The organism is Acidovorax sp. SRB_14 (assembly GCF_012932145.1).
In the GTDB taxonomy this organism is placed as follows: Bacteria; Pseudomonadota; Gammaproteobacteria; order Burkholderiales; family Burkholderiaceae_C; genus Simplicispira.
Map to the genome: position 1 here is coordinate 1 of NZ_MWOK01000040.1, position 13,511 is coordinate 13,511.

Here is a 13,511-nt window from a genome sequence, read left to right on the forward strand (position 1 = left end):
CGCTCGGCCTGCCACGCCAGCAGCCAGCGCAGCCCGACCAGCGCGGCCGGCGGCGCAAACAGCAGCCAGGCGGTGCGCTGCGCGGCCGGCGCGGCGGTCGTGACGGGCGTGGCCTCGGCCATGGCGGGCGCTCAGGCGGCCAGGCGCGAGAGGTCGGCCACGCGGTTCATCGCATCGTGCAGGGTCTTGAGCAGGCCCTGGCGGTTCAATCGCAGGTCGAGCTCCTCGGCGTTGACCATCACGTCGTCAAAGAACGCATCGACCGGCGCGCGCAGCACGGCCAGAGTCTGCAGGCTGCGGCGGTAGTCGCCCGCGTCGAACTGCGCATTGGCCTCGGGCACGAAGCGCTGCAGCGCGGCGTACAGGTCCTGCTCGGCCGGCTCCTGCAGCAGGCCAGGGTTGACGTGGGCGTCGACCTCGCCGGCCTTCTTGAGGATGTTGCCCACGCGCTTGTTGGCCGCGGCCAGGGCCGGGCTCTCGGGCAGCGCAGCGAAGGCGCGCACGGCCGACAGGAACTGCGGCACCTGCGCCAGCCGCTGCGGGCGCAGGGCCAGCACGGCATCGACCTCCTGGGCGCTGTAGCCCTGCTCGCGCAGGCTGCCGGCGAGACGGTCGTAGATGAAGTCGGCGAGCAGCGCGGACGCGTCCTCGACCTTGTCGCCAAAGGCCGGCACAGCGCCGGCCAGCAGCGCGTGCAGGTCGAGCGGCAGGTCTTTCTCGACCAGCATGCGTACCACGCCCAGCGCGTGGCGGCGCAGCGCGAACGGATCGCGGTCGCCCGTGGGCAGGTTGCCGATGCCGAACATGCCGACCAGGGTTTCGAGCTTGTCGGCCAGGGCCACCACCACGCCTGCGGTGTTGCGCGGCAGCGCGTCGCCTGCAAAGCGCGGTTTGTAGTGGTCTTCGATGGCGTCAGCGATCACCTCGCCCAGGCCGTCGTTGAGCGCGTAGTAGCGGCCCATGGTGCCTTGCAGCTCGGGGAACTCGCCGACCATGTCGGTCACGAGGTCGGTCTTGGCCAGCAGCGCGGCCTGGTCGGCCTGGGTCACCAGCGCGGCATCGCCCAGTTGCTGGGCGATCGCCTTGGCGATGGCGCGCACGCGCTCCACGCGTTCGCCCTGCGTGCCGAGCTTGTTGTGGTAGACCACCTTGGACAGCTGATCGACGCGCGAAGCCAGCGTTTTCTTGCGGTCCTGGTCGAAGAAGAACTTGGCGTCGGCCAGGCGCGGGCGCACCACGCGCTCGTTGCCGCCGACGACGGCGCTCGCGTCCTGCGGGCTGATGTTGCTGACCACGAGGAACTGGTGGGTCAGCTTGCCTTCGGCGTCCAGCAGCGGGAAATACTTCTGGTTGGCCTTCATGGTCAGGATCAGGCATTCCTGCGGCACGGCCAGGAATTCCTGCTCGAAGGCGCAGACCAGCACATTGGGACGCTCGACCAGGGCCGTCACTTCGTCGAGCAGGGCTGCGTCGTCGATGGGACGCACGCCGCCGCCGACCTGCTGCGCCGCAGCCTGCAGCTGGCGCGCGATCTCGGCGCGGCGCTCGGCGAAGCTGGCAACCACGGCGCCCTGCTCCCGCAGCTGCGGGGCATAGCTGTCGGCGTCGCGCAGCACGACCGGGTCCACGGCGGCTTCGAAGCGGTGGCCGCGCGTGGCATTGCCAGCCGTCAGGCCCAGGGCCTTCACACCGACCAGCACCTCGCTGCCGTGCAGCGCCACCAGGCCATGGGCCGGGCGCACGAACTGCACGCTGCTCCAGCCGTCCTGCAGCTGGTAGCGCATGACCTTGGGGATCGGCAGCCGGGCCAGCGCTTCGTCGAGTGCCTTTTGCAGGCCGTCGGCCAGCAGCGCGCCGCGCGCCGTGCTCTCGAAGTACAGCACCTCGGCCTTGCCGTCGTGCACACGCTTGAGGGCTGCCACGGCCGACGCGTCGGCGCCCAGGGCGGCCAGCTTTTTGAGCAGGGCGGGCGTCGCGTGGCCTGCGGCGTCCAGGCCCACGGCCACGGGCATGAGTTTTTGCGACACAGCCTTGTCCGCCGCCTGGTGCGCCACGGCGGTGATATGGGCGGCGAGGCGGCGCGGCGAGGCATAGGCCGTCAGCTGCGACGCGCCCGAGGCCAGGCCTTGGGCGGCCAGCTGTTCGAGCAGGACGCCGGCAAAGGCGTCGCCCAGTTTTTGCAGGGCCTTCGGGGGCAGTTCTTCGACAAACAGTTCGACGAGAAGGTTTTGGGTGGTCATAGTGGCTTGGGCTCGCAGACGGTGTAGTGCAGCACCGTGGGAAAGGGATCGTAAAAATGGTGCAGCAGGGCGCGCCACTCCTGGTACTGGGCAGACTGGCGAAAGCCCACGGTGTGGTCTTGCAGCGTGTTCCAGCGCACCAGCAGCACATACTGGTGGTCGTCCTCGATGCAGCGCTGCAGCTCATGGCCCTGGTAACCGGCCATGCCGGCAATGAGGGACTGTGCCTGAGCGAACGCGCGCTCGAACGCATCCGCCTGGCCCTGCCGGACCTGCAGCGTGGCGACTTCAAGGACCATCAGGCGGCCTTCGTGCTCTGTTGCTCTGCAGCCTTGGCCAGTTCGGCCAGCACCTCGTCGGCGTGCTGCCGGGGCGCCATGGGAAAGCCCAGGCGAGCGCGGCTGTCGAGGTAGCTCTTGGCCACGGCGCGCGCAAGGTTGCGAATGCGGCCGATGTAGGCGGCGCGCTCGGTCACGGAAATCGCCCCGCGCGCATCGAGCAGGTTGAAGCTGTGCGCGGCCTTCAAGACCTGCTCGTAGGCCGGCAGCGCCAGCTGCTCGCCCATCAGGTGCTGGGCCTGCTTTTCGTGCGCGCCAAAAGCAGTGAACAGGAAGTCGGCATCGGCATGCTCGAAGTTGTAGGTCGACTGTTCGACCTCGTTCTGCTTGTACACGTCGCCATAGGTGAGCGTGCTGCCGTCGGCGCGCTCGGTCCAGGTCAGGTTGTAGACGTTGTCCACGCCCTGCAGGTACATGGCCAGGCGCTCCAGGCCGTAGGTGATCTCGCCCGTGGCAGGCTTGCAGTCGATGCCGCCGACCTGCTGGAAGTAGGTGAACTGCGTCACCTCCATGCCGTTGAGCCAGACCTCCCAGCCCAGGCCCCAGGCGCCGAGCGTGGGGTTCTCCCAGTCGTCCTCGACGAAGCGGATGTCGTTCTTCTTCAGGTCAAAGCCCAGCGCTTCGAGCGAGCCCAGGTACAACTCGAGGATGTTGTCGGGCGCGGGCTTGAGCACCACCTGGTACTGGTAGTAGTGCTGCAGGCGGTTGGGGTTTTCGCCGTAGCGGCCGTCTTTCGGGCGGCGGCTGGGCTGCACATAGGCGGCCTTCCAGGGCTCCGGCCCCAATGCTCTTAAAAATGTAGCGGTGTGCGACGTGCCGGCGCCCACTTCCATGTCGTAGGGCTGCAAAAGCGCGCAGCCCTGGGCGTCCCAATAGGACTGGAGCTTGAGGATGATTTGCTGGAAGGTCAACATGTGGGTGCTGCGCGGCGCAAACCGCGCGAAAGAGGGTCTTGTCCGGGGTGCGCCCCGGGGGCGCACAAGGGCGGGATTTTACGGCCCCAAAGAAAACGGCCCGTCCACCCCGCAGGAAGGACGGGCCGCAGGGGTCTGCCGGCTCAGGCGCCGTCCCAGCGGCGCAGCACCAGGCTGGCGTTGGTGCCGCCAAAGCCGAAGCTGTTGGACAGCGCGGTGCGGATCGGCGCATCGACCGTCTGGCGCACCAGGGGCATGCCCTCGGCCGCGGGCTCGAGCGTCTCGATGTTCGCCGAGCCGGCGATGAAGCCCTGCTGCAGCATCAGCAGGCAGTAGATCGCCTCTTGCACGCCCGTGGCGCCCAGCGAGTGGCCCGTGAGCGACTTGGTCGACGAAAAGCGCGGAATCGCGTCGCCAAACACGGCCTTGATCGCGCGCAGCTCGGGCACGTCGCCCACGGGCGTCGAGGTGCCGTGGGTGTTGATGTAGTCAATCGGCTCGCTGACGGTGGCGATGGCCTGGCGCATGCAGGCGATGGCGCCGTCGCCCGAGGGGGCGACCATGTCGGCACCGTCGGAGGTGGCGCCAAAGCCGACCACTTCGCCGAGGATGGTCGCGCCGCGCGCCAGGGCGTGGTCCAGGCTCTCGAGCACCACCGCGCCGCCGCCGCCCGAGAGCACGAATCCGTCGCGGTTCGCGTCGTAGGCGCGCGACGCCTTCTCGGGCGTGGCGTTGTAGGCGCTCGACATGGCACCCATGGCGTCGAACAGCAGGCCCATGCCCCAGGTGACTTCTTCGCCGCCGCCGGCAAACACCACGTCCTGCATGCCCCAGGCGATCTGCTGGGCGGCCGCGCCGATGCAGTGCGCCGAGGTGCTGCACGCCGAGGTGATGGAGTAGTTGATGCCCTTGATGCCGAAGTTGGTCGACAAGCAAGCCGAGACTGTGGAGCTCATGCAGCGCGTGACCTGGTAGGGCCCAACGCGGCGGATGCCCTTGCTGCGCAGGATGTCGGCCGCCTCGATCTGGTTGGCCGGCGAGCCGCCGCCCGAGCCCATGATGAGGCCGGTGCGCGGGTGCGACACCTGCTCGGGCGCCAAGCCCGAGACGGCGATGGCGTCAGCCAGCGCGATGTGCGCATAGGCCGCCGCGTCGCCCATGAAGCGCAGCTGCTTGCGGTCGATGCGCTCTTCGAGGTTGATCTGGGGCACGCCGGCCACCTGGCTGCGCATGCCCAGCTCGGTGAACTGCGGCATGGCGCGGATGCCCGAGCGGCCCTCGCGCAGGGACTGGGTGACGGTGGCGTTGTCGTTGCCAATGCACGAGACGATGCCCGTGCCGGTGATGACTACCCGTTTCATGCTGCAGCTCCCGAGGCCGGCGCCTCTTCTTTCTTGAACAGACCCACGCGCAGGTCGTTGGCTACGTAAATTTCCTTGCCGTCGACGAGCAGGCGGGCGTCGCCAATGGCCATCACGAGCTTGCGCTTGATGACGCGCTTGATGTCGATCTCGTAGGTTACGAGCTTGGCCTCCGGCCCCACTTCGCCGGTGAATTTGACCTCACCCGCACCCAGGGCACGGCCGCGGCCCGGCAGCTGCAGCCAGGTCAGGTAGAAGCCGATGAGCTGCCACATCGCGTCCAGCCCCAGGCAGCCCGGCATCACCGGGTCACCCTGGAAGTGGCAGGCAAAGAACCACAGATCGGGCTTGACGTCGAGCTCGGCACGGATCTTGCCCAGGCCGTGGGCGCCGCCCTCGGCGTCGATGTGCGTGATGCGGTCGAACATCAGCATGGGCGGCAGCGGCAGACGCCCGCTGTCGGGCTGGAACAATTTGCCCTCGCCCGAGGCGATCAATTGGTCGTAGGAAAAGGAATCTGCCATTTTCAGTCTTACTCCAGAACGGCGGCAGAGCCACCTCAATTTTTCATTGCCTGCGCCGGGCGCAAGCGATCACAGCCGCACATTATCAAGGCAGTGGGTCCACCGCCCGGTGGGCGCTGCCCCCATGGCACCGGGGACATGCGTCCGCGCCATGACATGGATCAAGCGGCGCGGCCCCGGCGCGCCCTTTGGATCTGCCCTTCAGCGGCGCCGGCGGCGGGCCAGCCCCGCGGCCAGCAGCACCGCCGCCCCGAAAAACCACAATGGCCACAGGCCCCAGCGCGACACCCAGGCGGCGTAGGGCGTGACCGGGCCGCTGCGCCCCTGCACCTGCCCCGTGAGCACGCCGCGCGTGGCGCGCGGCAGCTGCTGCGCGACCGCGCCCCGGTGGTCGATGATGGCCGTGGCGCCGGTGTTGGTGGCGCGCACCATTGGGCGCTCGAATTCGAGCGCGCGCATGCGGCTGATGGCCAGGTGCTGGTCGATGGCGACCGAATCGCCAAACCAGCCGATGTTGCTGAGGTTGATGAACAGGGTGGGCGCGCTGGCCAGATCGGCAAAGCGCGCGCCCAGCTCCTCGCCGAACAAATCCTCGTAGCAGATGGTGGGCGCGATGCGCTCGCCGCGCCAGGCCAGCGGCGGCTGCACCAGCGCCCCGCGGTTGAAGTCGCCCAGCGGAATGTGCATCAGCTCGGTGAACCAGCGAAAGAACGGCGGAATGAACTCGCCAAACGGCACCAGGTGCTGCTTGTCGTAGCGGTACGGCGCGTCCTGCCCCGGCCGCCAGCCCAGCACCGAGTTGGTGTAGCCGAGCGCCATGTCGCCCAGCGGAATGCCCAGCAGCGCGGCCTGCGCGCCCTGGGTGTAGCGCTGCGCGATGGCGTCCAGGTAGCCCGGCGGCAGTTGCTGTGGCAGCAACGGAATCGCGGTTTCCGGGGCCACCACCAGCTCGGCCCGGGCGCTGTGCAACTGGTCGGCGTACCACTGCAGTGCCAGCGGCACGCCGCTGCCGGGCAGGAATTTTTCGTCCTGCGGGATGTTGCCTTGCAGCAGTGCCAGCGTCAGCGGCGGTGCGGGCGGCCCGTCGGGCCGTTCGATGGCGCGGTGGCGCTGCCAGGCCAGCGCGCCCAGCAGGGCGAGCACGGCGGCCGCGAGCGCCCAGGCGCGCGGGTTGCGCCAGTCGCTGCGGCGCGCCTGCGCCAGCAGCATGGCCAGCACCGCCGCCACGAAGCCGATGCCGTACACGCCCACGCTGCGCGCCAGGGCCGCCAGCGGCCCCTGCACGTGGGCATAGCCGCCCGCGCCCCAGGGGAAGCCGGTCCACCAGAGGCCGCGCGCGAGTTCGGCCAGCAGCCAGAGTGCTCCGAAAACAATAGCTGCAAACGCCCTATGGGTGGGCGCCATAGCACTGAACAGCCCTGAAACCAGGGCGTAGTAGCTGCCCAGGAACGCGGCCAGGCCGAGCACGGCGGCCACGGCCAGCGGCGCCGCCAGGCCGCCGTAGTGGTGCATGGAGATGAACAGCCACCAGAAGGTGCCGGCCAGCCAGGCGGTGGCGAACACGCTGCCCAGCCCTGCCGCCCGGCGCCAGGGAGCGGCATCCGGGCGCAGCAGCCAGGCCAGCGCCGCCAGCGAGGCCAGTTGCAGCCACCACAGCGGCGCACCGCCCCAGGGCCAGGCCAGCGACGCCGCCTGCGCCAGGCCCGCCGCGAGCGCGAGCGCCCAATGCCAGGGCGCGGCGTGCGCCAGCGAGCGCGGTGCAGGCGCTGCCATCAGCCGGGCGCGGCAGCGGAATCGGGCGTGGCGGCCGTCACCTTGAACCAGCGCACGGCGCCGCCCTTGGTGTGCAGCACCACGAAATGCAGGCCGCACAGCTGCAGGTGTTCGCCGCGCTTGGGCACATGGCCCATCTCGTGCGCGATGAGGCCGCCGATGGTGTCGAAGTCTTCGTCGGCGTCGCTGCCCGCGATGGGCACCTCGAAGGCCTCGGACACGCGCTCGATGGGCGTGTCGCCGCTGACGCGGTAGCTGTGGTCGGCCAGCGCAAAGATGTCTCCCTCGTCCTCGGGGATGTCGAATTCGTCCTCGATCTCGCCGACGATCTCTTCGAGCACGTCCTCGATGGTCACCAGCCCGGCAATGCGGCCAAACTCGTCGATCACCACGGCCAGGTGGTTGCGGTTGCCGCGGAACTCGCGCAACAGGTCGTTGAGGCCCTTGGTCTCGGGCACAAACACGGCCGGGCGCAGCAGCGCGCGGATGTTGAGCTCGGGGGCGCGCTGCAGCTTGAGCAGGTCCTTGGCCATGAGGATGCCAATGATGTTCTCGCGCTCGCCCTGGTAGACCGGGAAGCGCGAATGCGCGGTGTTGATCACCAAGTGCAGCAACTCGTCGAACGGCGCATCGATGTTGATGAGGTCCATGCGCGGCGCGGCCACCATGACGTCGCCGGCCGTCATGTCGGCCATGCGGATGACGCGTTCGAGCATCACGCGGGAGTCGGAGCTGATGACCTGGTTTTCTTCGGCCTCGGCCAGAATTTCAATCAGTTCGTCGTTGGAATCCGGTCCGGGATGGATGAACTCGACAACCTTCTGGAGAAAAGTGCGCTTGTCTTCCTTCTCTGGAAAACGCGCGGGGTGCGGGTCGGACACAGCCTTGGGGTGCAGGACGTGCGGTAGTGGAACAAGCCCCTAGGATACTGGATCGGGGTGGCAAAGCACCGGCCGGTGCCCTGCCGCGGGCCTTCACTCGCCCGCCTGGTGCCGCCCTGCCTGGACGCCGGCACGCACTTCCTGCACGCCGGCGAGAAAGTCCCAGAACTGCTTGGCCTGCTTCTTGAGCCGGTAGTCGACCTCGGCAAGGTGCTGCTCGACGATTTCGGTCACGCGCGAGTCGAGGCTGGCCGGCGGCAGCTCCAGGAAGGCCTCGGACTCGGGGCCGTCGCGGTGCACGACCGCGCCCGCATTGCGCGCGATCTTCAGCATGGCGGTGTTTTCGGACAGCGCATGGATGAACACCATGCTCACGCCCTCGTTGCGCGCATGCATCACGGCGCGCTCGAACAGGCGCGCGCCAAAGCCCCGCCCGCGCGCGCTCTTGAGCACGGAGACGCCAAACTCTGCGCAGTGCTTGTGGTCGGGGTGTTCGGAGAACGCCAGGTGTGCCACGGCGATCAGTTCGAGGCGGCGGTTGTAGATGCCGAAGATCTCGTCGCGCTCGAAGTCGAGTTGCTCGACATAGCGGCGGATCTGTTCGTTGTTGGCGGCGTAGCCAAAGCGCAGGTAGCGGTCGGAGTCGTCCAGGGCCAGCAGGTGCGCGGCGATGCGCTCGCGGTAGGTGGGGCCGAGGGAGCGGATGGGCACCACCAGGGCGATCTTGGCAGCCGCAGGGGCCGAGGCATCGCCGGTGTCCCGGTCGCTGACTGGGCGCAGCAGATCGATGCCCGCGCCCCAGGATGCTCTGAACCAGTCTTTGGTAAGAATCATGGGTCGAATGTAGGGGTTTTCCCTAGGTTGTTCAAGCATTTTTTGCTGCACCGCAACAATTTAGCACAGACCGCGGGGCTTCGGTCGGGTCCATGGCATGCCCGCGCAGCGCGCACGCACCCACCCCGCGCTACACGGGCACCGCCGTCGTGGCCTTGACGCGGTCGAGCACAAAACTGGTCTTGCAGTCCTGCACGCTCGGGTGCTTGAGCAGGGTGTCCATGATGAAACGGCTGTAGTGCGCCATGTCCTGCACCACCACGCGCAGCAGGTAGTCCATCTCGCCGGTGAGCGAGGCGCATTCGACCACTTCGGGCCAGGTCTGCACACTGGCGCGGAACAGGTCCATGGGGTTGCGCTTGTGGCTCTCGGTGTGCTTTTCCAGCCGCACGTTGAGGTAGGCGGTCAGCCCCAGGCCCACCGCTTCGGGATTGACCAGCGCGACATAGCGGTCGATCACGCCGCTGTCTTCGAGCCGCTTGACGCGGCGCAGCACCGCGCTGGGCGAGAGCCCGACCTGCGCGCCGATCACGTCGTAGGTTTCGCGGCCGTTGTGCTGCAGGGCACGCAGGATGGCGCGGTCGAGCTTGTCCAGGGGGTTGGGGTGTTCCATGGGGCAGGAGTGTACGGAGGCCGTGGCGGCGGCGCTGGGCCCATGGCGCCGCCCCGGCAGCGCCAACGACCGCACCGATCGCCCAGATACGGCAAAAACGCCCGCCTCTGTGCAGCATTCCTGCAAATCGGGGCCTGGCGCGCCCGCAATACGCGGGAAAGCTGAAGCGCTGCGCTCCTACAGTGGCATGACACAGATCAATACGCCTGCGACAGGAGACAACCATGAATGCAGCCTTGCCCCGCACCGCCTCGCCCGAGGCCTCGGCCTGGGACAACCCCATGGGCACCGACGGTTTCGAGTTCATCGAATACGCCGCCCCCGATCCGGTCGCGATGGGCCGCAGTTTCGAGGCCATGGGTTTCAAGCCCGTGGCGCGCCACCGGCACAAGAACGTCACGCTGTATCGCCAGGGTGAAATCAACTTCCTGATCAACGCCGAGCCCGACAGCTTTGCCCAGCGCTTTGCGCGCCTGCACGGCCCGAGCGTCTGCGCCATCGCGTTCCGCGTGCACGACGCCAAGGCCGCGTACGGGCGCGCGCTGAACCTGGGCGCCTGGGGCTATGCCGGCTCGGCCGGCCCGGGCGAGCTCAACATCCCCGCCATCAAGGGCGTGGGCGACAGCCTGATCTACCTGGTGGACCGCTGGCGCGGCAAGAACGGCGCGCAGCCCGGCGACATCGGCAACATCGGCTTCTTCGACGTCGACTTCGTGCCGCTGCCGGGCGTCAGCACCGACGAGATGCTGCACCCCCGCGGCCACGGCCTGACCTACATCGACCACCTCACGCACAACGTGCACCGCGGCCGCATGGTCGAGTGGGCGAATTTCTACGAGCGCCTGTTCAATTTCCGCGAGATCAAGTACTTCGACATCGAGGGCCAGGTCACGGGCGTCAAGAGCAAGGCCATGACCAGCCCCTGCGGCAAGATCCGCATCCCGATCAACGAGGAAGGCAAGGAAAAGGCCGGGCAGATCCAGGAGTATCTGGACCTGTACGGCGGCGAGGGCATCCAGCACATCGCCATGGGCTCGGACGACCTGTACGCCACGGTGGACCAGCTGCGCGCCAGCGGCGTGCGCCTGCTCGACACGCCCGACACCTACTACGAACTGGTCGAAAAGCGCATTCCCGGCCACGGCGAGCCGCTCGGCGCGCTGCGCGAGCGCAAGATCCTGATCGACGGCAAGCAGGACGCGGTCCTGCTGCAGATCTTCAGCGAGAACCAACTCGGGCCGATCTTCTTCGAATTCATCCAGCGCAAGGGCGACGACGGCTTCGGCAACGGCAACTTCAAGGCGCTGTTCGAGAGCATCGAGCTCGACCAGATGCGCCGCGGCGTGCTGAGCCAGTAGGCCCCGGCTCTCTATACTGCGGCGCTTCCACCACCCTAAGGATGTTGATGTTGCGTCGTCGTTACCTGTCCGGTGTCGTGCTGCTGTGCATGGCCGCTGTGGCGCAGGCACAAAGCCCTGCCGCTCCCCTGACCATCGTGGTCCCCTACCCCGCAGGCGGTCCGCTGGACACTTCGGCGCGCATCGTGGCCGAGGGCGCCAGCGCCCAGCTCGGGCCCATCGCGGTCGAGAACAAGCCGGGCGCGGGCGGTGGCACGGGCGCCGACCTGGTCGCCAAGTCGCCCGCCGCGGCCAACCGCGTGCTCATGGGAGCCGTGGCCACGCATGCGGTGAACCCGTGGCTCTACAAGGCGTTTCCGTACGACCCGCTCAAGGACTTCAAGCCCCTCCACCTGGTGGCGCGCACGCCCAACGTGCTGGTCATGAACGCCGAGCAGGCCCGCGCCTTGAACATCGCCACCACCTCGGACCTGGTGCAATTCCTCAAGAAGCACCCGGACCAGCTGCGCTACGGCTCGGGCGGCAACGGCAGCATCGGCCACATCTCGGCCGAAATGTTCAAGTCCCTGACCAACACCCGCATGGCGCACCAGCCCTTCCAGGGCTCCAGCCCCGCGCTGAAGGCGCTGCAGGCGGGCGATGTGGCGCTGGTATTCGACAACCTGGCCTCGTCGCTGCCGCTCATCCAGGCCGGCAAGCTCAAGGCCCTGGGCGTGACCTCGCTGGGCCGCGACGAGGCCCTGCCCAACGTGCCCAGCATCAACGATGCGGTGCAGGGCTTCAACGTGGTGACCTGGTTCGGCCTGTTTGCACCCGCCGCCCTGCCCGACGCGGAGGCGCGCCGCTACGCCACGGCCTTCTCGGCCGCCATGCAGTCGCCCGCGGGCAAAGAGAAGTTCAAGAAGATGGGCATCGTGCCTGAGGACATGGTGCTCGACGATTTCGCGCGCTTCGTGCGCTCGGAGCACAGCAAGTACGGCTTTCTGATCAAGGCCGCCAAGATCAAGATCGAATAGCCGCCCGCCACGGCCAGCGCGCGCAGCGCGGGCCTGGGGACGACGCGGCAAGACAAGGAGTCCGCCATGGGAAAGCCCCCCGTCGTCTATGGCCAGTCCACCCGCCCGCCGCGCGGCGACTATGCGCGCGCGGCCGACGACTACACCTGCGCGCAGAACCACGCCGCCTACACCGCGGCCGACCACGCCACCTACCGGCGCCTCTACGAGCGCCAGTCGGCGCTGCTGCCGGGCCGGGCGAGCGAGGCCTTCATCGCCGCCCTGCCCTCGCTCGGCATCAAGGACCACATCCCGCGCTTCGAAGAGATCAACGAGCGCCTGTACCAGGCCACGCGCTGGCAGATCGTCGCGGTGCCCGGGCTGATCCCCGAGGTGCCGTTCTTCACGCTGCTGGCCAACCGCAAGTTCCCGGTCACGGACTGGATCCGCACGCCCGCCGAGTTCGACTACATCGTCGAGCCCGACGTGTTCCACGACCTGTTCGGCCATGTGCCGCTGCTGTTCAACCCGGTGTTCGCCGACTACGTCCAGCGCTACGGCGAGGGCGGCCTCAAGGCGGCCGAACTGGGCGCCTGCGAGATGCTCTCGCGCCTGTACTGGTACACGATCGAGTTCGGCCTGATCCGCGAAGCGGGCGGCCTGCGCGCCTATGGCGCGGGCATCCTGAGCTCGTCGGGCGAGCTGGCCTATGCGGTGCAAAGCCCCGAGCCGCAGCGCCTGCCACTGCAGCTCGAGCGCACCATGCGCACGCGCTACCAGATCGACAGCTACCAGCAGACCTACTTCGTCATCGACAGCTTCGAGCAGCTGTTCGACCTGACGGCGGCCGACTTCGCGCCGCTCTACGCGCGCCTGCGCGGCCTGCCCGAGTTCGCGGCCGACGCGCGCGCGGCGGCGGCCTGATCACCTTTTCTGATAGCGGCCAGCGCTGTCCAGGCAAGCGCTGGAGGCCTTTTTGTCCTGAAAACGGCTCACCCCGCGCGGTCGCTGTCCAGTGCCTCCAGGCAGGCCTGCAGGACCTGCGGATGGCAGGCCATCTGCACGTGCGCCACGCCTGCGATGAAGCGGTGGGTGGCACCTGGCAGCGCCGCCGTGCTGGCCGGAAAGACGATCTGGTCGCAGTTCGAATACCAGCACGTAAACAGCGCCGCGCGCTCGGCGCGTTCGCCACGCTGCAGCAGCGCCAGCCAGTCGCCGCCCACCCGCATCTGCCGGCCGTTGGGCGAATAGGCAAAGCGCGCCAGCGCCGTGCCGCCGTGCGGCGTGCCCAGCGTGACGACGCGGTGCACGCGCGCGTCGGCACCGGCCGCCTGCAGCCAGGCGCGCACCGCCAGGCCGCCCATGCTGTGGCACAGCAGCAGCGGCGCCCGGCCCGTGGCCTGCGCCACGCGCCGCACGGCCGCGTCGATCAGCGGCACGTAGTCGTCGATGGCGCCGAACACCGGCTCCAGGTTCACGGCCTCGAACGCATGGCCGCGCGCGCGCAAAGCGGGCAGCCACGGCAGCCAGATCCCGCGGTTGCACAGAAACCCGTGCACCAGCACCACGCCGCGCGGCGCGGCCGCGCCCGGCGCCCGGGCCGGCAGCCAGTCGGGCTGGCTGCGGCTGCGAAAAGGCTGGCGCCAGCCGAAAACGCGCGCGGCCGCCAGCACCTCGGCC

13 protein-coding genes are annotated in these 13,511 nt (G+C 68.6%); 3 read left to right on the top strand and 10 right to left on the bottom strand.

The features are described 5' to 3' along the window. Window positions 1-131: 131 nt before the first annotated feature. From glyS to B2J86_RS17700, 9 genes are all read right to left on the bottom strand, one after another. Window positions 132-2,240, bottom strand: coding sequence for a glycine--tRNA ligase subunit beta (gene glyS / locus B2J86_RS17660; protein ID WP_173026266.1), 2,109 nt, complete (start codon window positions 2,238-2,240; stop codon window positions 132-134). Then, window positions 2,237-2,539, bottom strand: a complete 303-nt coding sequence (locus B2J86_RS17665) for an antibiotic biosynthesis monooxygenase (RefSeq protein WP_169170561.1) — start codon at window positions 2,537-2,539, stop codon at window positions 2,237-2,239. The genes glyS and B2J86_RS17665 overlap by 4 nt, the downstream gene beginning before the upstream one ends. Further along, entirely contained in the window at window positions 2,539-3,492 is a 954-nt protein-coding gene (gene glyQ / locus B2J86_RS17670) for a glycine--tRNA ligase subunit alpha (RefSeq protein ID WP_173026267.1), read from the bottom strand. Before glyQ ends, B2J86_RS17665 begins: the two co-directional genes overlap by 1 nt. Window positions 3,493-3,635: 143 nt before the next feature. Then, window positions 3,636-4,853 carry a beta-ketoacyl-ACP synthase I gene (gene fabB, locus B2J86_RS17675; protein ID WP_173026268.1) on the bottom strand — a complete coding sequence of 406 codons (1,218 nt, stop codon included), beginning with the start codon at window positions 4,851-4,853 and terminating at the stop codon, window positions 3,636-3,638. Further along, on the bottom strand, window positions 4,850-5,377 hold the full coding sequence (fabA, locus tag B2J86_RS17680) for a 3-hydroxyacyl-[acyl-carrier-protein] dehydratase FabA (protein ID WP_169170558.1): 528 nt from the start codon (window positions 5,375-5,377) through the stop codon (window positions 4,850-4,852). Before fabA ends, fabB begins: the two co-directional genes overlap by 4 nt. 201 nt (window positions 5,378-5,578) lie before the next feature. Continuing rightward, window positions 5,579-7,150 (bottom strand): apolipoprotein N-acyltransferase, encoded by a 1,572-nt coding sequence (lnt, locus tag B2J86_RS17685; RefSeq protein WP_173026269.1) that lies wholly within the window; start codon window positions 7,148-7,150, stop codon window positions 5,579-5,581. Next, window positions 7,150-8,031: a transporter associated domain-containing protein gene (locus tag B2J86_RS17690; protein WP_169170556.1), complete on the bottom strand. Its 882-nt coding sequence runs from the start codon at window positions 8,029-8,031 to the stop codon at window positions 7,150-7,152. Before B2J86_RS17690 ends, lnt begins: the two co-directional genes overlap by 1 nt. 93 nt (window positions 8,032-8,124) lie before the next feature. Continuing rightward, on the bottom strand, window positions 8,125-8,865 hold the full coding sequence (locus B2J86_RS17695) for a GNAT family N-acetyltransferase (RefSeq protein WP_173026270.1): 741 nt from the start codon (window positions 8,863-8,865) through the stop codon (window positions 8,125-8,127). Between the two features lie 130 nt (window positions 8,866-8,995). Further along, entirely contained in the window at window positions 8,996-9,478 is a 483-nt protein-coding gene (locus B2J86_RS17700) for an Lrp/AsnC family transcriptional regulator (RefSeq protein WP_169170554.1), read from the bottom strand. Window positions 9,479-9,702: 224 nt separating this feature from the next. Between B2J86_RS17700 and hppD the strand changes: the two genes are divergently transcribed. The 3 genes from hppD (at window position 9,703) to phhA (ending at window position 12,755) form a co-directional block, all read left to right on the top strand. Then, window positions 9,703-10,836: a 4-hydroxyphenylpyruvate dioxygenase gene (hppD, locus tag B2J86_RS17705; RefSeq protein ID WP_169170553.1), complete on the top strand. Its 1,134-nt coding sequence runs from the start codon at window positions 9,703-9,705 to the stop codon at window positions 10,834-10,836. A gap of 47 nt (window positions 10,837-10,883) precedes the next feature. After that, window positions 10,884-11,852 (top strand): tripartite tricarboxylate transporter substrate binding protein, encoded by a 969-nt coding sequence (locus tag B2J86_RS17710; protein ID WP_169637202.1) that lies wholly within the window; start codon window positions 10,884-10,886, stop codon window positions 11,850-11,852. 66 nt (window positions 11,853-11,918) lie between these two features. Continuing rightward, the gene (phhA, locus tag B2J86_RS17715; protein ID WP_173026271.1) at window positions 11,919-12,755 is read left to right on the top strand and encodes a phenylalanine 4-monooxygenase; all 837 of its coding nucleotides are present in this window, start codon (window positions 11,919-11,921) and stop codon (window positions 12,753-12,755) included. 68 nt (window positions 12,756-12,823) lie between these two features. Here phhA and B2J86_RS17720 read toward each other — a convergent pair. Further along, window positions 12,824-13,511 (bottom strand): triacylglycerol lipase (locus tag B2J86_RS17720; protein WP_173026272.1); only part of this gene is annotated, 688 nt, incomplete at its 5' end.

Bases quoted from the DNA above. Each gene is read 5' to 3' on its own strand.
- glyS (WP_173026266.1), bottom strand. From the start codon at position 2,240: ATGACCACCCAAAACCTTCTCGTCGAACTGTTTGTCGAAGAACTGCCC.
- B2J86_RS17665 (WP_169170561.1), bottom strand. From the start codon at position 2,539: ATGGTCCTTGAAGTCGCCACGCTGCAGGTCCGGCAGGGCCAGGCGGAT.
- glyQ (WP_173026267.1), bottom strand. From the start codon at position 3,492: ATGTTGACCTTCCAGCAAATCATCCTCAAGCTCCAGTCCTATTGGGAC.
- fabB (WP_173026268.1), bottom strand. From the start codon at position 4,853: ATGAAACGGGTAGTCATCACCGGCACGGGCATCGTCTCGTGCATTGGC.
- fabA (WP_169170558.1), bottom strand. From the start codon at position 5,377: ATGGCAGATTCCTTTTCCTACGACCAATTGATCGCCTCGGGCGAGGGC.
- lnt (WP_173026269.1), bottom strand. From the start codon at position 7,150: ATGGCAGCGCCTGCACCGCGCTCGCTGGCGCACGCCGCGCCCTGGCAT.
- B2J86_RS17695 (WP_173026270.1), bottom strand. From the start codon at position 8,865: ATGATTCTTACCAAAGACTGGTTCAGAGCATCCTGGGGCGCGGGCATC.
- B2J86_RS17700 (WP_169170554.1), bottom strand. From the start codon at position 9,478: ATGGAACACCCCAACCCCCTGGACAAGCTCGACCGCGCCATCCTGCGT.
- hppD (WP_169170553.1), top strand. From the start codon at position 9,703: ATGAATGCAGCCTTGCCCCGCACCGCCTCGCCCGAGGCCTCGGCCTGG.
- B2J86_RS17710 (WP_169637202.1), top strand. From the start codon at position 10,884: ATGTTGCGTCGTCGTTACCTGTCCGGTGTCGTGCTGCTGTGCATGGCC.
- phhA (WP_173026271.1), top strand. From the start codon at position 11,919: ATGGGAAAGCCCCCCGTCGTCTATGGCCAGTCCACCCGCCCGCCGCGC.